This is a genomic window from Kribbella sp. NPDC000426 (assembly GCF_040300265.1).
Taxonomy (GTDB): Bacteria; Actinomycetota; Actinomycetes; order Propionibacteriales; family Kribbellaceae; genus Kribbella.
The window spans coordinates 35,067-57,911 of record NZ_JBEPDK010000005.1; the positions used below are offsets into that span (position 1 = coordinate 35,067).

21 protein-coding genes and 1 pseudogene are annotated in these 22,845 nt (G+C 68.7%); 9 read left to right on the forward strand and 13 right to left on the reverse strand.

The genetic code is table 11. The annotated features are described in order from the left end of the window. The first annotated feature begins 55 nt into the window (after positions 1–55). Together yczR and msrA are read left to right on the forward strand one after the other, a co-directional pair. Positions 56–1,498 carry a MocR-like transcription factor YczR gene (gene yczR, locus ABT313_RS24170; RefSeq protein WP_350857983.1) on the forward strand — a complete coding sequence of 481 codons (1,443 nt, stop codon included), beginning with the start codon at positions 56–58 and terminating at the stop codon, positions 1,496–1,498. Between the two features lie 88 nt (positions 1,499–1,586). Next, a complete protein-coding gene (gene msrA, locus ABT313_RS24175) occupies positions 1,587–2,231 on the forward strand; it encodes a peptide-methionine (S)-S-oxide reductase MsrA (protein WP_350857986.1) in 645 nt (214 codons plus the stop codon). Between the two features lie 34 nt (positions 2,232–2,265). Here the strand turns inward: msrA and ABT313_RS24180 are convergent, their stop codons facing one another. Together ABT313_RS24180 and ABT313_RS24185 are read right to left on the reverse strand one after the other, a co-directional pair. Then, positions 2,266–3,234: a lysylphosphatidylglycerol synthase transmembrane domain-containing protein gene (locus ABT313_RS24180; protein WP_350860195.1), complete on the reverse strand. Its 969-nt coding sequence runs from the start codon at positions 3,232–3,234 to the stop codon at positions 2,266–2,268. A gap of 48 nt (positions 3,235–3,282) precedes the next feature. Further along, entirely contained in the window at positions 3,283–4,311 is a 1,029-nt protein-coding gene (locus ABT313_RS24185; protein ID WP_350857989.1) for a glycosyltransferase family 4 protein, read from the reverse strand. An 84-nt stretch (positions 4,312–4,395) separates the two neighbouring features. On the opposite strand from ABT313_RS24185, the gene ABT313_RS24190 reads away from it, so the two are divergent. Further along, on the forward strand, positions 4,396–6,684 hold the full coding sequence (locus ABT313_RS24190; protein WP_350857992.1) for a CDP-alcohol phosphatidyltransferase family protein: 2,289 nt from the start codon (positions 4,396–4,398) through the stop codon (positions 6,682–6,684). A gap of 4 nt (positions 6,685–6,688) precedes the next feature. Here the strand turns inward: ABT313_RS24190 and ABT313_RS24195 are convergent, their stop codons facing one another. The 6 genes from ABT313_RS24195 to ABT313_RS24220 are packed head-to-tail and all read right to left on the reverse strand — an operon-like array spanning position 6,689 to position 10,956. Then, on the reverse strand, positions 6,689–7,183 hold the full coding sequence (locus ABT313_RS24195) for a hypothetical protein (protein WP_350857995.1): 495 nt from the start codon (positions 7,181–7,183) through the stop codon (positions 6,689–6,691). Beyond that, positions 7,180–7,656, reverse strand: coding sequence for a bacterioferritin (bfr, locus tag ABT313_RS24200; protein WP_350857998.1), 477 nt, complete (start codon positions 7,654–7,656; stop codon positions 7,180–7,182). Before bfr ends, ABT313_RS24195 begins: the two co-directional genes overlap by 4 nt. Next, positions 7,643–7,852 (reverse strand): (2Fe-2S)-binding protein, encoded by a 210-nt coding sequence (locus ABT313_RS24205; protein WP_350858001.1) that lies wholly within the window; start codon positions 7,850–7,852, stop codon positions 7,643–7,645. Before ABT313_RS24205 ends, bfr begins: the two co-directional genes overlap by 14 nt. Before the next feature lie 55 nt (positions 7,853–7,907). Next, on the reverse strand, positions 7,908–8,219 hold the full coding sequence (locus ABT313_RS24210; protein ID WP_350858004.1) for a nucleoside triphosphate pyrophosphohydrolase: 312 nt from the start codon (positions 8,217–8,219) through the stop codon (positions 7,908–7,910). Continuing rightward, positions 8,220–10,670, reverse strand: coding sequence for an ATP-binding protein (locus ABT313_RS24215; RefSeq protein WP_350858007.1), 2,451 nt, complete (start codon positions 10,668–10,670; stop codon positions 8,220–8,222). Between the two features lie 19 nt (positions 10,671–10,689). Then, positions 10,690–10,956 carry an AfsR/SARP family transcriptional regulator gene (locus ABT313_RS24220; RefSeq protein ID WP_350858010.1) on the reverse strand — a complete coding sequence of 89 codons (267 nt, stop codon included), beginning with the start codon at positions 10,954–10,956 and terminating at the stop codon, positions 10,690–10,692. 327 nt (positions 10,957–11,283) lie between these two features. Between ABT313_RS24220 and ABT313_RS44755 the strand changes: the two are divergent. Further along, positions 11,284–11,986: pseudogene (locus ABT313_RS44755) on the forward strand (alpha/beta fold hydrolase). 36 nt (positions 11,987–12,022) lie between these two features. Here the strand turns inward: ABT313_RS44755 and ABT313_RS24235 are convergent. Continuing rightward, entirely contained in the window at positions 12,023–13,831 is a 1,809-nt protein-coding gene (locus ABT313_RS24235) for a heparinase II/III domain-containing protein (RefSeq protein WP_350858012.1), read from the reverse strand. Positions 13,832–14,117: 286 nt separating this feature from the next. Between ABT313_RS24235 and ABT313_RS24240 the strand changes: the two genes are divergently transcribed. Beyond that, positions 14,118–14,723 (forward strand): chloramphenicol phosphotransferase CPT family protein, encoded by a 606-nt coding sequence (locus ABT313_RS24240; RefSeq protein ID WP_350858015.1) that lies wholly within the window; start codon positions 14,118–14,120, stop codon positions 14,721–14,723. On the opposite strand, the gene ABT313_RS24245 is transcribed toward ABT313_RS24240, so the two are convergent. The 3 genes from ABT313_RS24245 to ABT313_RS24255 all read right to left on the reverse strand — a co-directional run bounded on the left by ABT313_RS24245 (position 14,694) and on the right by ABT313_RS24255 (position 18,582). Next, a complete protein-coding gene (locus ABT313_RS24245) occupies positions 14,694–15,197 on the reverse strand; it encodes a DinB family protein (RefSeq protein WP_350858018.1) in 504 nt (167 codons plus the stop codon). The genes ABT313_RS24240 and ABT313_RS24245 overlap by 30 nt on opposite strands. Positions 15,198–15,271: 74 nt before the next feature. Continuing rightward, the gene (locus ABT313_RS24250) at positions 15,272–15,790 is read right to left on the reverse strand and encodes an RICIN domain-containing protein (RefSeq protein ID WP_350858021.1); all 519 of its coding nucleotides are present in this window, start codon (positions 15,788–15,790) and stop codon (positions 15,272–15,274) included. An 83-nt stretch (positions 15,791–15,873) separates the two neighbouring features. Then, a complete protein-coding gene (locus ABT313_RS24255) occupies positions 15,874–18,582 on the reverse strand; it encodes an AfsR/SARP family transcriptional regulator (RefSeq protein WP_350858023.1) in 2,709 nt (902 codons plus the stop codon). A 119-nt stretch (positions 18,583–18,701) separates the two neighbouring features. Here ABT313_RS24255 and ABT313_RS24260 point away from each other — a divergent pair, with 119 nt between their 5' ends. The 4 genes from ABT313_RS24260 to ABT313_RS24275 all read left to right on the forward strand — a co-directional run bounded on the left by ABT313_RS24260 (position 18,702) and on the right by ABT313_RS24275 (position 22,024). Further along, positions 18,702–19,526, forward strand: coding sequence for an alpha/beta fold hydrolase (locus ABT313_RS24260; RefSeq protein ID WP_350858026.1), 825 nt, complete (start codon positions 18,702–18,704; stop codon positions 19,524–19,526). Between the two features lie 81 nt (positions 19,527–19,607). Next, entirely contained in the window at positions 19,608–20,423 is an 816-nt protein-coding gene (locus ABT313_RS24265) for an alpha/beta fold hydrolase (RefSeq protein ID WP_350858029.1), read from the forward strand. Between the two features lie 67 nt (positions 20,424–20,490). Continuing rightward, the gene (locus tag ABT313_RS24270) at positions 20,491–20,991 is read left to right on the forward strand and encodes a GNAT family N-acetyltransferase (RefSeq protein ID WP_350858032.1); all 501 of its coding nucleotides are present in this window, start codon (positions 20,491–20,493) and stop codon (positions 20,989–20,991) included. Between the two features lie 10 nt (positions 20,992–21,001). Beyond that, positions 21,002–22,024, forward strand: a complete 1,023-nt coding sequence (locus ABT313_RS24275; RefSeq protein ID WP_350858035.1) for an NADPH:quinone reductase — start codon at positions 21,002–21,004, stop codon at positions 22,022–22,024. Here ABT313_RS24275 and ABT313_RS24280 read toward each other — a convergent pair. After that, on the reverse strand, positions 22,008–22,841 hold the full coding sequence (locus ABT313_RS24280) for an AAC(3) family N-acetyltransferase (RefSeq protein ID WP_350858037.1): 834 nt from the start codon (positions 22,839–22,841) through the stop codon (positions 22,008–22,010). The genes ABT313_RS24275 and ABT313_RS24280 overlap by 17 nt on opposite strands. Positions 22,842–22,845 lie beyond the last annotated feature (4 nt).

Genomic DNA, 22,845 nt, shown 5'->3' on the forward strand with positions numbered 1-22,845 from the left:
GTGTCGGCAGTAAGTGGCCTGGTATTCGATAGCCAATTACGCCATAGTGGACTGCATGAAGGGGCAATATCTCCCGGCAAGCACTCTGGTCGGCCTGCTCGGCGCCTGGGCCGACGGCACCGGACCGGCCTACTGGCTGCTCGCGGAGCGGCTTCGGTTGCTGATCGCGGACGGCCGGATCACGCCGGGTTCGCGGCTGCCGAGTGAGCGCGAACTGACCGAGAGCCTCGGCGTGAGCAGGACGACGGTCGCGTCGGCGTACCGGGAGTTGCGTGACCGCGGGTACGTGATCAGCCGGCGCGGTTCGGGCAGCGTCACCGCTCTGCCGGGCCGGGTCCAGCCGTCCCTCAGCCGGCATCACGCGCCGACGTTCGAGACCGACGGGCACTACGACTTCACTGCGGCGGCGCCTGCCGCGATCCCGGGGATCAGCGCCGCGGTCGCGTCGGCGATGGACGAACTTCCAGCCCAGCTCGCGACTCCTGGATATCATCCGCAGGGCTTGCCGGAGCTGCGTGCGGAGGTCGCAGCCGTGTACGCCGAGCGCGGGCTGCCGACCTCGCCCGACCAGATCATCATCACCGCCGGAGCGCTGGCCGCGACGTCGATCGCGATCCGGGCGATGACACAGATCGGCGACCGGGTGCTGACCGAGAGCCCCACGCATCCCAACTCCGTCGACGCGATCCGGCACAGCGGGTGCCGGATCGTCGCGACCCCGATGGGTCCGGACGGCTGGGACCTGCCGTTGCTGGAGGCAACCATCAGGCAGACCGCGCCGCGGGCCGCGTGGATGGTCGTCGACTTCCAGAACCCGACCGGGTGGTTGATGCCGGCCGCGGATCGTAAGCAGTTGGCGGCGGCGTTCGCGCGCAGCCGGACGACGGTGATCGTCGACGAGACGTTGTACGGGTTGTCGCTGGACGGACAGGAGATGCCGCCGCCGTTCGCGTCGTACCACCCGGAAGGTGTGATCACGGTCGGTTCGGCGAGCAAGCTGTTCTGGGGCGGTCTGCGGATCGGTTGGATGCGGGTGCCGGAGACGCTGGTCGCGCAGGTGCTCGATGCTCGCGCATCACTCGATCTCGGGGCACCTGTGCTCGAGCAACTAGTTGCAACGCAACTACTCCGGGAGCGGGAGTCGTCGCTGCCGGATCGTCGGCTGACGATCGCCCGGCAACGCGATGCCCTCGCCCAGGCAGTGTCCGAGGAGCTGCCGTCGTGGCGGTTCCGGCTGCCGGGCGGAGGCCTGTCGCTGTGGTGTGAGCTGCCGGAGCCCATCGGCTCGAGCCTGGTCGGGTTGGCCGAGCGGAACGGCGTACTGCTGGTGGCCGGCGCGCGGTTCTCCCCGGACGGCGGCCTGGAGTCGTTCATCCGGTTGCCGTACACGCTGCCGGTGGATGCGCTGCGTGACGGAGTACGCCGCCTTGCCGCGTCGTACGCCGCCCTCACCAGCGGTATGCCCCGCGCTCGCCGCTCGGCCGCGATGATCGCGTGACGTCATCGCGCCGTAAGGGGTGCGGGGAAGGTTCGCCTTACAACCGGCGTTGAGAGACTATGAGAGTCACTCTGCGAGAGGCGTGAGAATGTCGTTCTTCACCCGCAACACCGCCATGGTCGAGCCGTCGGCCGCCCTGCCCGGGCGGGAGACCCCCGGGTTCGCCGTACCGGACGAGAACATCGTCCTGCACACGCCGCAGACCGCCGCCGCACCCGAGGGGTTCGAGGAGGTCTGGTTCGGGACCGGATGCTTCTGGGGTACCGAGGAGATCTTCTGGCAGCAGCCCGGCGTGTACACCACCGCCGTCGGCTACGCGGGCGGTTACACCCCCAACCCGACGTACGAAGAGGTCTGCACCGGCCGCACCGGCCAGACCGAGGCCGTGCGTGTCGTGTACGACCCCACCAAGACCACCTTCACGGACCTGCTGAAGGTCTTCTGGGAGACGCACGACCCGACACAGGGCATGCGCCAGGGCAACGACCTGGGTTCGCAGTACCGCTCGGCCATCTACTACACCACCGACGCCCAGCGCGCCGAGGCCGAGCGCACCCGCGACCTGTACGCCCCCGTGATCAAGCCCCTCGGCTACGGCGACATCACCACCGAGATCGCCCCGGCCACCACGTTCTACTACGCCGAGGGCTACCACCAGCAGTACCTGTACAAGAACCCGAACGGGTATCGGTGCCACAGCAACACCGGTGCGAAGTTCCCGGCTGACGTCTGACGTAGCTAGTGCGATGCCCCTGGACTCTTTGAGTTCAGGGGCATTTGGCGTAGGTGGGCCTTTTGTGTGCGACTAGCAGGACGATGGCTCCGGGGAGGGTGGCTACCAGGGCGAGCATGCCGTAGACGACGGCGACGGTGACGCCTAGGGACGCGCCCAGGCCGAGCGAGCTGAAGGCCCAGGCGGCGGCGCCCTCGCGTGGGCCCCAGCCGGCGATGTTGGTGGGTACGGCGGAGGCTGTCAGGACGACCAGTGCCAGGGGCAACAAGTGGGCCGGGGACACGTCGGCCCCGGTGGCCCGTACGGCGATCAGGAACACGGTTGCGTGGCCGAGTACGGCGATGGTGGAGGCGAGCAGGATGCCCGGCCAGGCGCGCGGGGCGAGGACGGCATCGAAGAGGTCACTGGTGAAGGCGCGTCCGATCCGGGAGGAGAGACGGCGCCCGTTCAGGCCGAGGAGTACGGCGACGAGCACTAGACCCGCGACGGCCGCGACCGTCACGGCACCAGGAGAAACAAAGGGCTGGGACAGCAGGAACAGGACGCCGACCGTCAGCATGAGCTGTACGGCGAATCCCGATGCTCGCTCCCACGCGACCGCTCGCAGGCTCCGGCCTAGGTCGCCGACTTCCCGTCCGTGGCGTACGGCGCGGTGGACGTCGCCGACAACCCCGCCGGGCAGCGTGGCGTTGAGGAACTGGGACCGGTAGTACGCCGCCACCGCAGTCCCCAGCGGTACCTCAACCCCGAGACCGCCGGCGACGAGCCGCCACCGCCAGGCACAACACAACGTGGTCAGCGAGGTGATGGCGAGTGCGGCGGCGATCGACCAACCGGTCGTCAGCCGGAGCCCGTCCAGCAACGGACCCGTGCCGACCCGCCAGACGAGTACGGCGAGGATTGCCGCACCGCCCGCCAGGCGCGCCCAGGTCCAGATGCTTCGGCGCCGCGATCGCCCAGATCGTGGCGCGTTCGTACTCGTCTGGCTGATGGCCGTTCCGATCTCTTAGTTGGGCTCGTACCGGTGACACGGCTATCAGCTGCCCCTGGTTCAGCCAGCCACTTCCGCCAGCACGGCCGCCAACTCGCGTGCGGTCTGCTCCCAGTCCGACAGCGTCAGCCGACGCGACCTGGCCGCCACGCGCAGCCGGGCGCGCTCCACAGGATCACCCAGCCACTGACGCAGCGCCTGGGCCAGAGCCTGTGGATCGCCGGGCGAGACCAGCAGGCCGGGTCGGCTGCCGTCGGCGGCGTAGCCAAGAGCCTCTGGTACGCCGCCCACGGCACTAGCCACGACCGGCAGCCCGCGGGCGAGCGCCTCGGTGACGACCATGCCGTAGGTCTCGAACTGAGAGGCCAGCACCAACGCATCCGCCTCTGCGTACGCACGCTCGAGTTCAGCACCCGTGAGCGGACCGGTGAAGCGCACCTGGTCAGCCAAGCCCAGGTCCTTGACCTGCCGGCGCAGTCCGTCGACGTACTCCACCTCAACATCCAACGAGCCGACGAAGGCGCACCGCCACGCCGGATCGTCCACCATGGCCAGCGCCTCGAGCAGGAGGTCGGGTCTTTTGCCAGGAGTGACCGCTCCGACGCACAGCAACCGCCCGCCGGATACCGTGCCCGGTGCCAAGTCAGCCTTGTCGACGCCAGGCCGCACGACATACACGTGAGACAGCGCGTAGTGCTCGTGCAGCCACCGCTGGGTCCAGTCGCTCGTGGCCACGATCGCAGAGGCCGCCGAGAGCGCAGCGACCTCGCGGGCCTCGTCTCGCGGCATGTGCAGGAGTACGACGAGCCGCAGGCGGTCGGCCTCCGGCTCCAGCACCTCGGGGACCACGGACGCCAGCAGACCGTCGATCAACACCAGTCCACCGTTCGGGACCCGAGCCAACGCAGCGCCCACGGCCGAGCGGGCCGCCGCGTCAGGCAGGGGCCACTGGCCGGCCACAGCGTGCTCTTGAACCGACCAGCCGAGAGCAAGAAGCCCGCCACAGACCCGTCGGTCGTAGACGTTGCCACCGCTCGGCAGCCGCGGGTCATCGATCCCGTCCGGGACCAGGAAGTGCACCTCGCTCATCAGCCTCCTTCGCACGGCCGGACCGGATGAACCGGTGCGACGCTGTTCCCGTATGACTGTCGTACCCCTAGAGACGGAGGCACCGTGCGTCTGGTTCAGGTTCGAGGACTGACCGGCCCGCTTGCTGCCCTCGCTTATCTGCTCGTGCTCCTCGGTGTGCTCGCAGCGGTCGTCGGCCTCGACGTGACCGGCTGGGCGGTCGGTGTCGTCTGCGGAGTCGGCCTTGCCGTGCTGGTCGCCCGTGCGATGGTGCATCACCGTCGCGACCGGCTGGGACCGGCGGACAGAGTCACCCTGACTCGTGCGGTCCTCGCCTGCGGGGTCGCGGCCCTCACGGCGGACTCGTTCGGCCGCCAGGCGCCGGTCGCGGTCCTCGTGACGCTCGCGACGATCGGGCTGGTCCTCGACGGGGTAGACGGCAAGGTCGCTCGGCGTACCGGCACAGTGTCTGCGTTCGGCGCGCGCTTCGACATGGAAGTCGACGCGTTCCTGATCCTGGTCCTGAGCGTGTACGTCGGCCGTACGACGGGCTGGTGGGTGCTGGCGATCGGCGGGGCTCGCTATGCGTTCGTGGCGGCCAGCTGGGCGTTGCCGTGGCTACGCGCTTCGCTCCCGCCTCGCTACTGGGCCAAGGTGGTCGCCGCGATCCAGGGCATCGTCCTAACCGCCGCAGCGGCCGGTTTCCTACCTGATGCCGTGACCACGGTGGTGCTGCTGATCGCGCTGGCACTGCTGACCGAGTCGTTCGGCCGCCATACTTGGGGGCTTTGGCGCCAGGCCGGAAGCCCACGCGGTACTCGGGCCACAGTGGTGTCGGCGCTCGCGGTGGCCCTGCTCTGGGCCGCACTCCTCGTACCGGACCACACCGGCAGTCTGTCGCCGGCAGCCTTCCTCCGGGTCCCGCTCGAGGGTCTGGTGTTCATCCTCCTCGTCTGCCTGCTGCCGTCGAGACTCGCGCAGGTCCTCGCACTGATCGGCGGACTCCTGGTCGGGCTGCTGCTAGTTGTGCGGCTGCTCGACAGAGGCTTCTACTTCGCCTTCGACCGCGGCTTCCACCCGGTGTACGACGCGGCGTACGCCGGCTCCGCACTGAGTCTGCTCGGCGACTCGATCGGCCACGTCGGCGCCGTCGCAGTCTTCATCGCAGTCGGAGTCCTCTGCCTCGGCCTGCTCGCCCTGCTGCCGCTATCGGCGGTACGGGTGACCCGGCTCGTGGCGAGACACCGGCGGCCGACGCTCCGGATCGCCGCCGTACTGGCCGTGATCTCGATCGTGCCCGCGCTGACCGGCATCGGTCCGGAGCCCGTACGACGGCCCGCCTCGGACTCCGCGGCTCGACTCACCGCGCAGGTCCGTGACGACCTCCGCGACCAGCAGGAGTTCGTACGGGCGCTCAAGCAGGATCCGTTCCGTGACACCCCGGGCAACGAGCTGCTGACCGGTCTGAGCGGCAAGGACGTGCTACTGGTCTTCGTCGAGAGCTATGGCCGTACGGCGCTCGACTCTCCCGTCGTCGGGTCGGCGCTCGAGGCCGGGGACCAGCGGCTGCAGCAGGCCGGCTTCTCGTCGCGCAGCGGGTTCCTCACCTCGCCGACCTTCGGCGGCATCAGCTGGCTGGCGCACTCGACTCTGCAGTCCGGGCTGTGGGTGAACAACCAGCAGCGGTACGACCACCTCCTCACCCTCGACCGGGTCACCCTCACCGACGCGTTCGGCCGGGCGGGCTGGCGGACGGTTGCCGACGTACCGTCCAACGACAAGGACTGGCCGGAGGCAAAGTCGTACTACCACTACGACGCGGTCTACGACCGTCGGAACGTGGGGTACGCCGGGCCGTCGTTCAGCTATGCCTCGATGCCTGACCAGTACACGCTGGCCGCACTCCAGCGGCTGGAGCTGGACAAGCCGGACCGGGCTCCCGTCATGGCTGAGGTCGACCTGGTCTCCAGCCATACCCCCTGGGCGCCGCTGCCCCGGCTGGTCGACTGGAGCCGGGTGGGCGACGGCTCGGTCTTCGGCCCGATGCCTGCCGAGGGCGACTCGCCGGAAGATGTCTGGCGGCAGCCGGACCGGGTGAGGGCCGCGTACGCGCAGTCCATCGCGTACTCGCTCGACGCGCTCACCTCGTTCGTGCAGCAGGCCCACGACCGCAACCTGGTGCTCGTCGTCCTCGGCGACCACCAGCCGGCGAGCATCGTGTCGGGCAACGGGGCCAGCCACGACGTACCGGTGAGCATCATCGCCGCCGACCCAACGGTGACGGACCGGGCAGCGGACTGGGGTTGGCAGCCCGGACTGCGACCAGGCGCGGGCGCACCGGTCTGGCCGATGGACACCTTCCGCGACCGCTTCCTCACCACCTACGGCCGGTAGCCACCTACTCCGACCGCTGGCCGAGGTAGACGTGTTCGATGTAGCCGTCCGGCACCTCGTCAGGATCCGGCGCCTGTTTGCGAACCAGCTCGTCCAGCTGCGCACGAAGCTCGAGGGCCGGCTCCCCCAGCACGATCCGACTGAGCACGAGCTCCAGCAGGATTAGGTTGAATGCATCGGAATGGCGGCGCCGGCCCGGCAGCGTCCGCGTCCACAGATCGGACCTGTCGCGCACGATCTTGGCTGAGGAGATGCGCCATCCGCCGCTCTCGACCGGCGCGAACGTCACCTCGAAGTACCCGATGCCCGTCCAGCTCCGATGGCAGAAGAGAGTCCGGTCCTCGGCGAAGACGGTCCACTTCTCTTCCATCGCGCGGGCGTCGTACCCAAGCTGCAGACGCCGCCACTCGTCATCCGACCAGACCCGGCTCGGCACCTTCCGCATCCGCCGCGGCAAGCGCATCCGCTTGAGCGGACCGCGTTCAACCCGGTCGGTCACTTGGCGGTGAGCTGCTGGGCCAGGTACTGCTGGAGGCCGACGCGGTCGATGGCGTCGAGTTGGCTCTCGAACCAGTCGACGTGGTTCTCCTCGTCGCGGACCATCTCCTCGAAGACGGCCGCGGAACCGTGGTCGCCGAGGTCGTGGCACTCCTTCGCGGCGGCGTTGAACTGCGCGACCGCAGCGAGCTCGCCGTCGAGACCGAGGCGGAGCATCTCCTGGGCGTCCTCGCCGACCGCGATCGGTCCGAGCTTCTGGAGGTTCGGGTGGCCGTCGAACAGCAGGATCCGGCTGATCAGCGCGTCGGCGTCCTTCATCTCGTCGATGGACAAGTCGTAGAACGTCTTGCCCAGCCGTCCGAGGCCCCAGTTGTCGAGCATCCTGGCTTCCAGGAAGTACCCGTTGATGACCGTCAGTTCGAGCGTCAGCGCCTCGTTGAGCAGCACCACGACGCGTGGGTCAACCGGTTGCACTTGCCACCTCCGTGAGCGACGGTGCCGAGACAGACCTCCCATGCTGGCACAACAATCGCTTCACAGAGAAGACACAGCTCCCGCAATTCCGGCCTGCTCCGGTCGCTCCGCACACCTGCGCAAGCGTCCGGGCGCCGTCGTCGATACTGCGACGGACGTCCCGGTCACTGACGACCTCGCAGTGGCAGACGATCACACAGGAAAGGCTACCCTAACCGGCCCCGGCTGAGCAGCGTCGTGTCCATCACATGTCAGCGAACGCCGGTCCAGACCACCCGATCCGTAAAGCCCCCGCGCTCGGCAGCCTTGACAGCCCGGACCGTCTCGAGAGCTTCCCGGCTCGTCCCCAGGTCGGTTGCCAACGCGTAGACGACCTCGAGTATGTCCGCGAGCTCCTCAACAGCAGTCGCCTCGTCGGCCGCCAAGAACTCGTCCACCTCCTCCAGCAGCTTCTCCCGCAACCGCCGCCGGTACTCCGCCTCGTCAGCCCGATAACTGATCGGCTCAGCCCCACCCGCCCGAATAATCTCCGGAATCCGATCCCGCACCAACTTGCCGTCCATCTACTCCTCCTTCGACCGGGCTAATAGTGCCGGTTCTGCGGCTAGGGCCAGGTAGAAGTAGTGGCGGTTGGTGGTTTTGGGGGTGGCTGTCTCGTTTAGGAGGGTGGCGGCTTGTTGGGGGTCGCCCTTTGTGGTTAGGAGCTTGGCCAGGTTGGTGCGGGCGTGGCTGGCGAACCAGCCGGCGCCGGCTGAGTCGGCGGTGACTATGGCCTCGCGGAACGCGCCCTCGGCGGTGGACTGGTCGGCGGTGCGGCCCAGCTGGACCAGAGCGAACGACACGTAGTGCTTGAGTTGCGTACGTCGGGCTGCCACGACTGCATGCTCAGCCACCGCACGCGCCGTCGACAGGTCGCCCCGGAGCTCTGCGACCCTGCTGCACAAGAGATACGCCCAGCAACGGAACGGCTCATAGCCGATCGCAGTAGACCGTCTGAGTACCTCGTGGCTCGCCCTGTCGAGCTCCTCCACGTCGTCAGAGCGGAGTGCTCGGAGACAGGTGATCAGGTCGTTCGCAGCGACGTACCAGTCGTCACCGGCCGCATCCATCACGACTCTGGCCTCGGAGAGAAGCAGTGCGGCGCGCTGATGATCTCCCGCGACTTCCAGCACCAGACCGAGCGCTTGCTTCGACCAAGCCGTCGTCCACGCGTCATCCGGTCGCAGTACGACGGCTGCCTCACCCGCGGCGACCGCCGTATCCAGATCGAGCTGCTGACCTGCCAGGTAGCAGATGACCGTCAGCCCGCGGGCACGCAGCGCGGGCCGCACCTGGCCATCCGACGCAAGTGCAGCATCGACCCAGGAGCGGCCAACAGCATGGCGATCACTGCTCGACCAGAACCACCACAGGGCACACGCGATCCGCAGGACCTCGTCACTCGAGGCAGCACTGCGCCGCGCGGCGCGCAGGTTGCCGTAGTCCGACTCCACCCGCAGCTGCCACTGAAGGTAGTCCTTCGACATCAGTCCGGACTCGGCGTCCTCGGCCAGCGCGACGAAGTACTGGCGATGCGCTCGTTCGGCCTCCGCCAGCAGACCAGTCGCCTTCAGCCGCTCACGCCCGTACTCGCGCAGCGTTTCGAGCAGGTCATAACGCCCGGCCGACACCGGAGTCACCAGTGACTTGTCGACGAGCAGGCTGAGCAGGTCCAGAGCGTGCCCCGGATCGATGCCGCCGACGCGGGCCAGTGCCATCGCGGCCTCGATCGAGCAGCCGCCCTCGAAGACCGACAGCAGGTCGAACAGTGTCTGCTCCTGCTCGTCCAACAGGTCGTAGCTCCAGTCGATCGTTGCGCACAGCGACTGATGCCGCCCCGACGATGCGCGGCCGGGTGTCACCAGCAGGGCGAAGCGGTCGCTGAGCTGGCTAGCGATGTACTCCACCGGCAGCGCCTTGGTCCTGGCGGCCGCGAGTTCTATGGCGAGTGGGAGCCCGTCGAGACGACGGCACAGGTCAGCCACAGTGGTTGCGTTGTCGGCGGTCAGCTCGAACGGACCAACCCGCTGCGCCCGCTCCTCGAACAACCGGACGGACTCCGTCCCGGCCAGCGGCGGGACGAGCGAGTGGCTCTCCCCCACGATGCCGAGCGGTTCGCGGCTGGTCGCCAGCACCTGAAGCCGCGGGCACACCGACAGCACCAGTTGAGCCCACTCGGTGATGCCCGGCAGCAGGTGCTCGCAGTTGTCGAGGACCAGCAACAGCTGGCGAGGGCGCAGGTACTCGAGCAGACCGGCGCCGGCCGAAGCCGGTCCGTCGTCCGCACTGGCCGACAGCCGCCCGGCAGCACCACCCGCCAACGCGGATGCAACAGCCTGCGGTACGGCGCTTGCCTCGGCCAGTGGCTCCAGCTCGACCATCCACACCCCGTCCGCAAACTCAACGCGGAGCGCAGACGCAGCCTCGATCGCGAGCCGCGTCTTCCCGGCACCCGCGGCACCGGTCAGCGTGACGAGGCGGTGCTCGCCCACAGCCCGCAGTACAGCCGCCAGCTCGGTCTCACGTCCCACGAAGCTCGTCAGCGGAGTCGGAAGACCAGTGTTGTCAGCCGGGGCCGACGTGCCACCAAACGGCGACCAGGTCAGCGCCGGGTCGTGCCGCAGTACCGCTGCCTCCAGGTCGCGCAGCTCGGGCCCCGGCTCGATCCCCAGCTCTGCCGCCAGCAGCGATCTGGCCTGCTGGTACGCCGCTAGCGCATCCGCCTGCCGACCACACCGGTAGAGCGCCAGCACCAGGTGCACCCACAACGTCTCCCGGTACGGATGCTCCCGTACGACGGGCTCCAGCTCGCCGACGACCTCACGGTGATGTCCCAGCCGCAGATCGGCGTCGATCCGGTCCTCCAGCACCCCCAGTCGCAACTGGTCGAGCCGGACCGCGTCGGCCCGCGCCCAGTCCGCGTCGAACTCCTCCAGCGCCGGACCACGCCACAGCTGCTCGGCCTGGCGAAGCACTGCGACAGCGGCGTGGAAGTCACCCGATCTCCAGCAGGTACGTCGGTCCCTGGCTGCTGATCGCCGTACGACCGAGCGTCTTGCGCAGGCGGGACACCTGGTGCTGGAGAGTGTTCGCGGTCGCGCCGGATCCCCAGACCGCCTCAACCAGCGTCTCGACCGGCACCGGGCGGGCCGCGTTCAGCGCCAGCATGACCAGCACCGCACGCTGCTCGGCCCCGGCGACCGCAACGGCGTTCCCGTCGGCGTCCTCGACCTCGATCGGGCCGAGCAGCTTCACCCTCACGACATTTCACGCTGCTACGGACCGCGGGTCCCGTCAATGGCAGTGGCATGGCAGCGAGGTGGCAGCGCAGACCTCCAGGACGCGAGTACGACGGCAGCGCCCCGGCGCACTCTGCGATCGGAATCGCTCAAACCCTGGAGATATACAAATGAGCACCACAACAACGCGCGAGACCAAGCTCGCACAGCTGTTCGGCCTCGAAGGCGACAGCTGGATGCGGCACGCCAACCCGGCCAGCGCATCTGGGCCGAGCGGAACTCGGTCGAGATCCCGGAGCAGTTCCGGTCGCAGGTACCCAACGTCACGTACACGTTCCAGCTGGTCGGCATGGCCTTCTGGGCGTACGGACTCGTCGGACGGCTGGTCGCAGCGGGACACCGTGCGTTCGCCATCGACCTGCCGGGCAGCGGACTCAACGCCGCATACCCGCAGTCCTACCTCCGCAACGACTTCGCTGCGTTCGCGACCGAGCCGTCGCCGATCGCGAGCATCGGCCTCGCGGACTACACCGACGCCGTCGTCGCCCAGGTGAAGAAGATGGCCGTGCACGGCAAGGTGACGCTGGTCGGTCACAGCATGGGCGGCCTCACCATCACCCGCGTCGCCGAAGCCGTTCCCCCCGGGGATCTCGGGCGCGCTCGTCGTCGCCGATCCGGTCGCCACCGGCGCCGTACGGATCAATCCGCGCAACGGCGATCCGGAGTACGTCGAACACGGCCGGCTGGCGTTGTACAACGACGTGACCACCGAGGAGTACCTGAAGTACGCCGTCTCGTTCGACCCGGATCTCCCGGTCCGCGTCGGGGTCGAGGACGCCCGCGGCACCGTCGATCGGTGGGGCACGGTTCCCCGCGTCTACATCCGGACGACCGAGGACCACACCGTCCCGCCGGCGTTGCAGGACCGGATGATCCTGGAGGCTGACGCGGCGACTCCGCACAACAAGTTCGTCGTCCACACCCTGCACTCCAGCCACTCCTCGTTCGCCTCGATGCCCGACCGGCTCGTGAGCACGCTGCTCCAGGGCTGACCAGAGGGGCGCCTCCTGCGAGGCGCCCCTCACGCGTCAGCCGGCTCGGTACAGAGAGCCTCCACCGGAGATGGCGATGCTGGCGGCCTTGCCGCCGACGTTGAGGTTCACGATGAACGTCGTACCGGACTGGCGGACGGAGTACGTCACCGAGCCGGTGGAGCGGACTGGTACGACGAACGACAGGATCGAAGCCGTCGTACCGGAGCGAGCCAGCATGAGCGTCGGAGCGGACTTGCGGACGTAGCTGCTCGGATAGACCCAGCCCTGGATCGGACTGGTCTGCGCCTGCTTCACCAGGATCGCGCCGGGCGGCAGTGCCTGCTTGAACGGGACCTGGAACAGGATTGTCTTCGTGGTGTCGCCGGGTGCGGCCGCGACCGCGGTGGTCCGCGAGTACACGCTCGCCCGCTGGTCCGACGGGAGATGCCACAACGTCTGGAAAGCTTGCGCACTACGAGCCGATGCGCGGTCCCACGTCACCAGCAGATCCGGGTCCTTCAGCACCAGGACCGAGCGGACGCGGCTGATCCCGCTCCCCGGTGCATCGCTGAGCACATACGCCTCGGCGTTCGCCTTCACCGAGGACGCGGTCAGCCGCGTCGTCGGGTTCAGGTACGTCGACATCGGCGTCGTCAGGTCACTGTGTGCGCTGGGACTCACGACCCAGGTCCGGTAAGCGCCGGCGTTGTACGCCGCGTACCCGCCGTCGACGATGATGTCTCGCCCGCGTGCCGTGTACGTGATGCTCGTGTGGTCAAAGTGCCCGTGGAACGCCCGCGGCGGACCGAACCTGATGCTGTACGACGACTCACCCGTGAACCCGCGCGTCGCGTCGGTGCCCCAACCGGTGCGCCCGAACACGTACCCGGCCGAGTAGATCCCCACTCGCCAGGGCGGCGCCGAGCCCTGCGCGCCGAGCGAGCCGGCGTACTCCAACGGCGTACCCACCCACGGGTACGTCGATTGCACCTCGGTGTCGCCGAGCTGGTGGAGCTTGCCGAGCGAATTCGTTGCCAAGGCCAAGAACTTCGCGAGCAACGCGCGTCGCGTCGAGATCGTCGTACCGGGGTTGACGCCGCAGTTCTGCATCACCGCGATCGCGCGACCCCAGAGCGAATAGTTGAACGACGCGTACCCGGTCGACTGTTCGTTGGTCGCACCCTGGGAATCGATCGAGGTCGTGATACCGGCCGCGAACCGTTGCTGTGCAAGGTTCTTGTAGTCGGTGCGGTTGAGCGTGCAGCCGACGCCGAACAGCGCGATGCTCTCATCCGTGCCGTGGTTCCAGGCTCCGCTCCAGTAGTTCGTCAGGAACCTCGCATGGCTCAGCAAAGCCGTGTCCAGCCAGGCGTAGCGGGTCGGCAGTGTCGTCACCTTCAGCCCGGAGAGGATCGCCTGGCGCAGGCAGATCAGCACGTTCGTCCGGTGCATCGTGGACTCCCACGCGCCGACGTTCGCCTTCCACGAGTACGGGTTGTCGCGGTACCAGTCGTAGGCGATCGTGTTGACCCGCGTCAGCGCGGTCAGGTCGCCCTGGCCGGCCGCGATGATGCCTTGCCCGAGCCAGCGCAGCGAGTGGAACCACATGTACCAGCTCGCATTCTTGTACGGGTTCGACGCCCAGTTGATGTTGCCGCCGCCGTTGCCGACCTTGTACGCCGCGTACGGTCCCCACTGGAACTTGTCGGCGTACAGGTTCGCCACCGGGTTCGTCTTCTCGATCCCGCTGAACCCCGGGCACGCGTAGAACGGCGCGGCGAGCGACTGGACCTTGTTGTTGTTCTGGCCGATGTCCGTGGCCGGCGGGGCAGTCGGCGGTACGACGTTAGTTGCCCCCGGCACGAATTGCGCCTCGAGCGGATCCTCCGGCCCCGGGACGATCTGAATCCCCGGCGCAGCCTGCGGCGTCCGTGTTTCCCCTGTCGCCGTTCCCGCTCCCACCACGAGAACGACGATTCCTGCGGCCAATCCGGCCGCTCCCCTGAATCGCATGATGTTGCCCCCCACTGCTCGCACCATCGGTCGGCACGCAGAAACAGCGGGGGCGGACTGCTCTCCGAGGTTCGTTTCTCCCTACAAACCTCGATGCACCCGAACCACAGAAGGTTGCGACAGGGATGATGGGGCGGTGTCGATCACCGCAACCCACGAGTTGACTCCGCAGACCACCACCAGCCGCCCAGGACGCGTGATCCTCCTGAACGGGACGTCGAGCTCCGGGAAGTCGAGCATCGCCGAGCAACTGATGGCGACACTGGACGGCGCGTGGTTCCACCTACCGATCGACCGGTTCCACAGTCTGCGGAACCGGCGTGACTGGACCGAGGAGACGTTCCTGCCCGTCTTCCAGCGGACGGTTCTGGGATTCCACCGCGCCGTCGCCGGGATGGCTGCGGCGGGCAACGACGTGGTCGTCGATCACATCCTCGGCGAACGCTGGCGACTCGAGGACTGCCTGACGGTCTTCAACGGCCTGCCCGTTCTCTTCGTCGGCGTCCGCTGCTCGCTGCCCGAGCTCGAACGCCGCGAACGCGGCCGCGGGAACCGGACCATCGGCCGCGCCGCAGTCCAGTTCCCGCTCGTCCATCAGCACGGCACCTACGACGTAGAAGTCGACTCGGAGCACAACAGCCCCGCCGAGTGCGCCGCCCTCATCGGCGACCGCCTGCGCCAAGGCCCCCCGACAGCCTTCGACGAGCTTCGGTCAGCCCATGGTTTTCTGGCCGTCGATTGATTCCCGGATGATGTCGGCGTGGCCGGCGTGCTGGGCGGTTTCGGCGGTGATGTGCAGGAAGACGCGGCGGACGGACCAGAAGACGCCCGGCGGCTGCCACGGCGCAGCGGGGAGTTCGTACGACGTGTCGAGGTCGAGCGTGCGGACGAGATCGTCCGTGCCGGCGGCGACCTTCTCGTACTCCGCGAGTACGTCGGCCAGCGTCTCCCCCTCGACGAGCCGGAACTGGTTCTCCCACGCCGCCACCACCTCGGGCGTGTACTCCGCCGGCGTCGCCTCGCCCTTGCCCTGAGCGAAGTCGGCCCAGTGCTGCTCGACCGAGGCGACGTGTTTGATCAGCCCACCGATCGTCAGTGCGCTGACCGTACTGCGGGTGTTCGCCTGCTCGTCGGTCAGCCCCTGCGCGGTGTGCCGCAGGAAGTACCGGTGCTTGCCCAGGAATTCGAGGATGTCGTCCCGCTCGCTTGTCGTCATACTCCGACTCTAGAAGCAGTAGCGGACAGGTTCTGGCCTCTTCTCGACAGAAGGGGCCAGCACCCCGAAGAAGCTCAGGACCAGCTCTGGAACTTCCGGTTCGGGCTGGAGTTCGGGTAGCACGCGAGCGTGCGCAGGCCCTTGCCGCTGTCGTCCAGGCACCGTTTGGTGGCCTGGTTCTGCAGCCGGATCGTGCCGTCGGAGTACGTCAGCTTGTACCAGCTCTGGAACTTCGAGTTCGGGTTCGACCCGGCCCAGCACGAGATGGTCCGCAGCCCCAGGTGACTGTCGTCGAGGCACTCGCCGGTGCCGACGCTCCGGAGCTGACGCGTCGAGTCTCCCCAGAGATGAATCCGCCACTTCTGGGTGGACAAGCCGTTGCACCCGAGCGTCCGCAACCCCTTGCCGCTGTCGTCCAGGCAGCGGTTCGTCGCCTTGTTCTTCAGGGACTGGACCGGGTCGGCCGCAGCGACCATCTGGTTGCCGCTGCTCAGCTCGCGGTCGACGGGCTTGGCGGCGGCCGGGCCGGCCGACGTCCCGATCAGAGCAGCGCCGACGGCAAGGCCGAGCAGTGCGCCACGAAGGCTGTTCATTCTTCCTCCCGAGTTCGTTGTCGATTTCGGGATCCACCCTCGCAACGGGCGCTGGCGGTGCGATGGCGCGACGATGGCGCGGCTCAGGCGAGCTTGGCCCGGACCGCCGCGGCCTTCGGATGATCGAGGTCCTCCAGCATCCGAGCCGCCCGGCTCCATTCGTCCCGCGCGGCCTCGGACCGGCTGATCTCGGCGTGCAGGTCACCGATCGACTCGATGGCCTCGGCGAGCTCGAGGCGGCGGCCGAGCAACTCCTGCAACTCGATCGCGCGGCGGTAGCAGCGGAGCGCGTCGTCGTACCTGCGCAGCCGCCCGTAGGCGAACCCGAGACTGTCCAGCGTGTCCGCCTCGCCGTGCATTTCGCCGATCTCGCGCAGCTCCGCCAGCGCCTGCTCGCAGCAGCGGACTGCCTCCTCGTAGTTCCCCAGCAGGGCGTGGGTCCAGCCGGCGTTGTTCAACGCGTTCGCATGCCCGGAGCCGTGCCCGACTTCGGCGTACCGCGTCTGTGCCTCCGTCGCCGAGACGATCGAGTCGGTACGGCGACCCTGCGCCGACTGGATCCGCCCGAGGCCGATGTACGCATGCGCCTCACCGGTCACGTCGCCGAGCGACCGCGACAGCTCCAGCGCCTGCCGCTCCTCGTCCAGCGCCACGTCCAGCTGACGCAGCCGAAGATGGATGCGCGCCAGGCTGCGATGTGCCCGAGCCTGCTCTGCCACCAGACCGAGCCTGGTCGCCGCGGCCAGACCAGGTCTCTGTACTGCGATGCACTCGTCCCAGTCGCCCTGCTGGTCCTGGAAGTCGGCCAGCACCCACGCCAGCCGCCAGACCTGTTCGTCGAACCCGTCGAGGTCGGTCAGACCGATCAGCGTGCGGTGTCGTGCGACCATCCAGTCCATCGCCGCAGCACGCGTTGCCGGAGGGTCGACGACAACGGCAGGATCGCCCGGCTGCAGCTTCACCGGATCGCGCGTGGGGCTCAGCTGTAGCGCGGCGGCGTGCCCGGTGCGTACCAGGAAGTCGAGTAACCGGCCGAGCGCGGCCTGGGCCTCAGCCTGCTCGGCGAGTTCGAACGCATAGCTGCGCAGCAGGTCGTGCATCACGTACCGTCCCGGAGCGGCCTCAGTGAGTTGGTGCAAGCCGCACAGCTCTGTCAGCAGCGGCCGCACTTCCGCAACGCGCACGCCGGCCAACGCAGCTGCTTCTGCGGCGTCCAGGTCCGGGCCGGGATGCACACCGAGCAGTCGGAACAGCCGGGCGGCCGGTGCACTCAACGACCGGTACGACCACGAGAACACGGCTCTGGCGTCGGTCTCCGGATCGCCGGCCGACAACGCGTCCAGGACATTGCGGCGGAGTTCGGAGGCCAGACCGGCCAATGGCCAGTCCGGGTGCAGGCCGGCGAGCGCGCCGAGCACAGTGAGCGCAAGCGGCAGCCCCGCGCAGCCGGCCACCAACTCGTCGAACGCCGCCCGCTCCCGCGCCGACCGCTCCGGACCAATCCTTGCCTCAAGCAACAGTCGGACCGCGTTCGGGCCGAACGGCCCGAGCGTCACGGCGGCTGCCTGCTCGACCACCACCAAGCCGGCCAGCCGGTCGCGGCTCGTGATCAGGGTCAGACAGCCAGGTCCGCCGGCCAGCAACGGCCGGACCTGCTCGGCTGACCTGGCGTTGTCCAGCACCAGCAGCACCCGGCGGTCCTCCAGCAGGCTGCGGAGTGCCGCCGTACGGGCCTCGAGGTCCGCGGGCACCCGCTCCGGCGGTGTCCCGAGAGCGGTGAGGAACAGGAACAGCGCAGTACCCGGATCGGCCGTCCGGCCGGACAGGTCGAAGCCCCGGAGGTCGGCGTACAACTGCCCGTCGGGGAACCGCTCGGCGATCTGCCGGGCCCAGTGGACGGCGAGGGTCGTCTTGCCGATTCCCGCCGGTCCGGTCACCACGCACAGGCCGGCTGCCGGTCGGTTCGCGATCCGGTCGAGGTGCTCGTCGAGCCGTTTGAGCGAGCGGCCGCGACCGACGAAACCCGCCAGGCCCGCCGGGAGCTGGTGCGGGGTCTGGTGAGCCTCGGAGCTGAGGATCCGGGCCTGCAGTTCCTGGGCGGCCGCCGACGGCTGCACACCGAGCTGCTCGTCCAGGACACGCCACAGCCGCTGATAGGTGTCGAGCGCCTCCGCCCGGCGACCGGCGCGAGCTTGTGCCGTCATCAGCAGCTGCCACGGCAGCTCGCGCAACGGATGCCGCACGACAAGCGCCTGCAACTCTGGTACTACGGCAGTGTGCCGTCCTAGCTCGAGGTCAGCCTGCAGACAGGTCTCGAGTACTTCGAGCCGAGCCTCCTCGAGCTCGACGGCGCGCTCTCGGACCGCCGGCAGATCGACGTCGGCGAGGAAGTCCCCCGACCACAGCGCCAGCGCCTCCCGGAAGCAGGCGACCGCGTCCGGAACCCGCTCCTTGTCCAGTGCGGTCCGGCCGGCCGCGACCTGCCGTTCGTACTCGGACAGGTCGGACTCCCCGGCCGGCACCTCCAGCACGTAGCCGTCCGGCCGGCTCTCGATCCGCAGTGCCGAGCCCTCGAACCGGCGGCGGAGCCGGTACACGCAGGACTGCAGTGTCGTGCGCGCGCTCGGCGGCGGCGTACCGCTCCAGAGCTGGTCGACCAGCCAGTCCCGCGGCGCCAGCGCGCCGGGACGCACGGCGAGCAGTGCCAGTACGCCGCGTTGGCGGGCCGCGTCGAGACCTACCCGCTCGCCGTCGACCCGCACCTCGAGCGCGCCGAGCACCCTCAGCTGCATGCCGGTCAGCGTAACTCGGGACGGTGGCACGGGCGGGTCGTCACGGGTATCGTGACCCGAGGCTGGCTGGGGGACAACCTTTGTACACAAGGGGTTTTCGAGCTGAGGGGATCTGGACGATGGGAACGGTCACTACCAGCGACGGCACCGAAATCTTCTTCAAGGACTGGGGCGAGGGGCAACCGATCGTCTTCAGCCACGGCTGGCCGTTGTCGGCCGACGACTGGGACAACCAGTTGCTGTTCTTCCTCTCCAAGGGGTACCGCGTCGTCGCACACGACCGCCGCGGGCACGGCCGGTCGACACAGACCGGTGACGGGCACGACATGGACCACTACGCCGACGACCTGAAGGCGGTCGTCGACCACCTCGACCTGCACGACTGCATCCACGTCGGTCACTCGACCGGCGGCGGCGAGGTCACCCACTACCTGGCCCGGCACGGCGAGGACCGGGCCGCCAAGGCCGCGCTGCTCTGCGCCGTCCCGCCGCTGATGGTGAAGACCGACGCGAACCCGGAGGGCCTGCCCAAGGAGGTCTTCGACGACCTGCAGAACCAGCTCGCCGCGAACCGTTCGCAGTTCTACCGCGCGCTCCCCGAGGGTCCGTTCTACGGCTACAACCGGCCCGGTGCGGAACCGTCCGAAGCGGTCATCGCGAACTGGTGGCGGCAAGGAATGATGGGCGGCGCGAAGGCCCACTACGACGGCATCGTCGCGTTCTCCCAGACCGACTTCACCCAGGACCTGCAGCAGATCACCATCCCGGTGCTCGTGGTCCACAGCGAGGACGACCAGATCGTCCCGTACGCCGACGCCGGTCCGAAGTCGGCGGCGCTACTCAAGAACGGGGTCCTCAAGACGTACAAGGACCTCCCGCACGGCCTGCCCACGACCCACGCGGACGTGGTCAACGCCGACATGCTCGAGTTCTTCCAGTCCTAATCCCGCAGTTCCGGGCAGCACCGGCTTCGTCACGCTCCCGCGCGCCCTCCCGGCGACAGTCGCTTGACGAAAGGCTCATCCATGCATCAGCACCGCACGCGGGTACTCGCCGTCCTGGTCGCAGTACTCGCCCTCGTGGTTGCCGCCGTGACGCCGGCGGCGGCATCACACCCGAGCGGCCCCAAACCCACCATCGTCCTGGTCCACGGCGCCTGGGCCGACGGATCCAGCTGGCAGAAGGTCACCAACAAACTCGTCGACGACGGCTACACGGTCCGCGTCCCACCCAACCCGCTCCGCAACCTCCAGACCGACGCCGAGACGATCCGGGACTTCCTCTCGACGCTGTCCGGCCCGATCGTGCTCGTCGGTCACTCGTACGGCGGTGCCGTGATCACGAACGCCGCGACAGGCAACGCGAACGTCAAGGCACTCGTGTACGTCGACGCGTTCGCACCGGCTGACGGCGAAGTGATCTTCCCGCTGGCCGGCCAGGACTCGGCGCTCGCCGTACCCGACCCGTCGACGGTGTTCGACTTCGTCCCGTACCCGGGCGCGCCGGCCGGTGACGTGGATCTTTACCTCAAGCACGACACGTTCGTGAAGTCGTTCGCGTCCGGGCTGTCCCGCAGCGCGGCCGAGAAGCTCTACCCGTCGCAGCGACCGCTCACGCTCAGCGCCGGCAACGGCACCTCCGGTCCGCCGGCATGGGCGTCGATCAAGTCCTGGTACGTCCTCGGCACCAAGGACCTGATCATCACGCCGACCGCCCAGAACTTCATGGCCACCAGGGCACACTCGATCATCACCCGGATCCCGACCGGTCACCTCGGACTCATCTCCGACCCCGGCCCGATCACCAAGGTGATCGAGACCGCAGCCCGCGCCAGCAGGTGACCAACCGCCGCGGGTCGTCCGTAATCGGGGCGACCCGCGGTGGTCCGCGGGGCTAGGCTGCCCGCTCATGGGTGACGGACTGGAGATCCGGCCGCTGCGGGCGGACGACCCGCCGGTGATCGCGGCCGCGATGGCAGAGCTGGGCTGGGACAAGCCGGTCTCGCAGTACGAGCGCTATGTGGCCGAGCAGGAAGCGGGCACGCGGGACGTCCTGGTCGCGACCGTCGACGGCGCGTACGTCGGCTACGTGACCGTCTGCTGGGTCTCGCCGTACTTCGGGACCGTCCCGGAGATCTCCGACTTCAACGTGCTGCCGTCGTTCCGGCGCCGCGGGATCGGGTCGGCGCTGATGGACGCCGCCGAGGCCAAGGCGGCCGAGCGGTCCCCGGTGGTCGGTATCGGCGTCGGGCTGTACCCGGACTACGGGCAGGCGCAGCGGATGTACGTACGGCGCGGATACCTGCCGGACGGGCGCGGCCTGATCTACGACAACCAGCAAGTCGCTCCGATGGAGATGATCCGCAACGACGACAGCGCCTGCCTGATGTTCACCAAACAACTGAGGTAGCGTCGGTGCCGTGCGTGCGATCGAGTACTCGCGAACCGGAGAACCTGACGTCCTGACCCTCGTGGACCGGTCGATGACCGATCCGGGGCCGGGAGAAGTGCGGGTGCGGATCCACCGGTCGGGCATCAACCCGACCGACTGGAAGTCGCGCCGCGGCAGCGAGGCCGGTACGCCGGTCGACCCGCCCCAGGTGCCGAACCAGGACGGCTCGGGCGAGGTCGACGCCGTCGGCCAGGGCGTCGACGTGGGCCTGGTGGGCCGCCGCGTCTGGATCTGGGAGGCCGCGTACCAGCGGCCGTCCGGAGGGACCGCGCAGGAGTACGCCGTGGTGCCGGTCCGTCACGTGGTGGAGCTGCCGGACGAGGCGTCGTACGACCTCGGCGCGTCTCTGGGCGTGCCGTTCATGACCGCGCACCGCTGTCTGACGGTGACAGAGGACGGCCCCGATCACCTCGGGCCGGGGAGGCTGGCAGGTCGTACGGTGCTGGTGGCCGGTGGTGCCGGCGCGGTCGGCAACGCCGCGATCCAGCTGGCGCGCTGGTCCGACGCGACCGTGATCACGACCGTGAGCAGCCCCGAGAAGGCCAATCTGGCGGCGCTCGCGGGTGCGGACCACGTGATCAACTACAAGCAGCAGGACGTGATCGAGGAGGTCCGCGAGATCGTGCCGCACGGCGTGAACACGATCGTCGAGGTCTCGCCCGCGGCGAACGCGGCGATCGATGCCGCGATCATCGCGATGCACGGGTCGGTCGCGATCTACGCGACCGACGGCGGCAACACGTTCGAGCTGCCGGTGCGGCCGTCGATGGTGCCGAACGCCCGCTGGCAGTTCGTGCTGCTCTACAACGCTCCGGAGTCGTGGCGCCCGCGTGCGCTGGGCGATGTCGACGCCGCGGTCCGCGCCGGCGCCGTCCGGGTGGGCCCGGAGGCTGGGCTCCCGCTGCATCACTACTCGCTGGAGCAGGCCGCCGACGCACACGCCGCCGTCGAGCGGAGCATCGTCGGCAAGGTCCTCATCGACGTACGCTGACCAGCTGCTGGAGGGCGGCGGCGCAGCGGCACTCGGGGTTGTCGGTGCAGAGCAGTGCGGTCGGGTCGGCTTGGATCATTTGCCGGGTTGCCGCGAGTACGGCGTCCTTCGGGATCCGGCGTACGCGCGCCTGCCCGATGCGGACCTCCTTCGTCACGGGACGCAGTACCGGCTCGATGTCGTCGAAGCGGTGGCTCTCGCCGGGGATGTTCGGCAGCTCGATCCACAGGCCGTCCGCGTTCTTCGCGTAGCGGTAGAAGCGCGAGCGGCCGAGGTGCTGCTCGGCGAGGTGGATCGTGGTGTCGGAGGTGTGGGTGACGCCGAGCAGGAGTACGTCGCCCTCGAGCGCCTCGATCGGCCCGAGCGGCCAGTCGGGTCGCTGAGCCTCCAGGAGACGCTCGGCTGCGGGGCCGGCGGCCTGGTAGGCGAACAGCGGATGCGAGGTACGCAACGGTGAGCAGGTCTGCCGGAACACCTCCGGCACCCGCCCGAGCCAGCGATCCACCGGCAGGTCGTCACTGAAACTGGTTGCCTCCGACAACTTCTCGTCGAACTCGGACCAGTCGGCCGCATTCCAGTAGGCGTTGTCGGGCCGCACCAGCCCGGGAGGTGCCGGAATCCCGGTGAGATCCCACGTCCCACCCGGCATCAACACCGTCCCACAAACCTCGGTCAAGGCAGCACAAACCGCCTCGGCCCCACCGTCGACGTACCCGAACGAACTCAACGACGAGTGCACAATCACCTCGGACGTCGGGTCCAGCCCCAGCTGCTGCAGCCCCTCGACGAGGTCAGCCTTGGTCACGACATCCGGCATGCCG

Bases quoted from the DNA above. Each gene is read 5' to 3' on its own strand.
- ABT313_RS24210 (WP_350858004.1), bottom strand. From the start codon at position 8,219: ATGGACGGCAAGTTGGTGCGGGATCGGATTCCGGAGATTATTCGGGCG.
- ABT313_RS24270 (WP_350858032.1), top strand. From the start codon at position 20,491: ATGGGTGACGGACTGGAGATCCGGCCGCTGCGGGCGGACGACCCGCCG.
- ABT313_RS24245 (WP_350858018.1), bottom strand. From the start codon at position 15,197: ATGACGACAAGCGAGCGGGACGACATCCTCGAATTCCTGGGCAAGCAC.
- ABT313_RS24255 (WP_350858023.1), bottom strand. From the start codon at position 18,582: ATGCAGCTGAGGGTGCTCGGCGCGCTCGAGGTGCGGGTCGACGGCGAG.
- ABT313_RS24260 (WP_350858026.1), top strand. From the start codon at position 18,702: ATGGGAACGGTCACTACCAGCGACGGCACCGAAATCTTCTTCAAGGAC.
- yczR (WP_350857983.1), top strand. From the start codon at position 56: ATGAAGGGGCAATATCTCCCGGCAAGCACTCTGGTCGGCCTGCTCGGC.
- ABT313_RS24265 (WP_350858029.1), top strand. From the start codon at position 19,608: ATGCATCAGCACCGCACGCGGGTACTCGCCGTCCTGGTCGCAGTACTC.
- msrA (WP_350857986.1), top strand. From the start codon at position 1,587: ATGTCGTTCTTCACCCGCAACACCGCCATGGTCGAGCCGTCGGCCGCC.
- ABT313_RS24185 (WP_350857989.1), bottom strand. From the start codon at position 4,311: ATGAGCGAGGTGCACTTCCTGGTCCCGGACGGGATCGATGACCCGCGG.
- ABT313_RS24250 (WP_350858021.1), bottom strand. From the start codon at position 15,790: ATGAACAGCCTTCGTGGCGCACTGCTCGGCCTTGCCGTCGGCGCTGCT.
- ABT313_RS24280 (WP_350858037.1), bottom strand. From the start codon at position 22,841: ATGCCGGATGTCGTGACCAAGGCTGACCTCGTCGAGGGGCTGCAGCAG.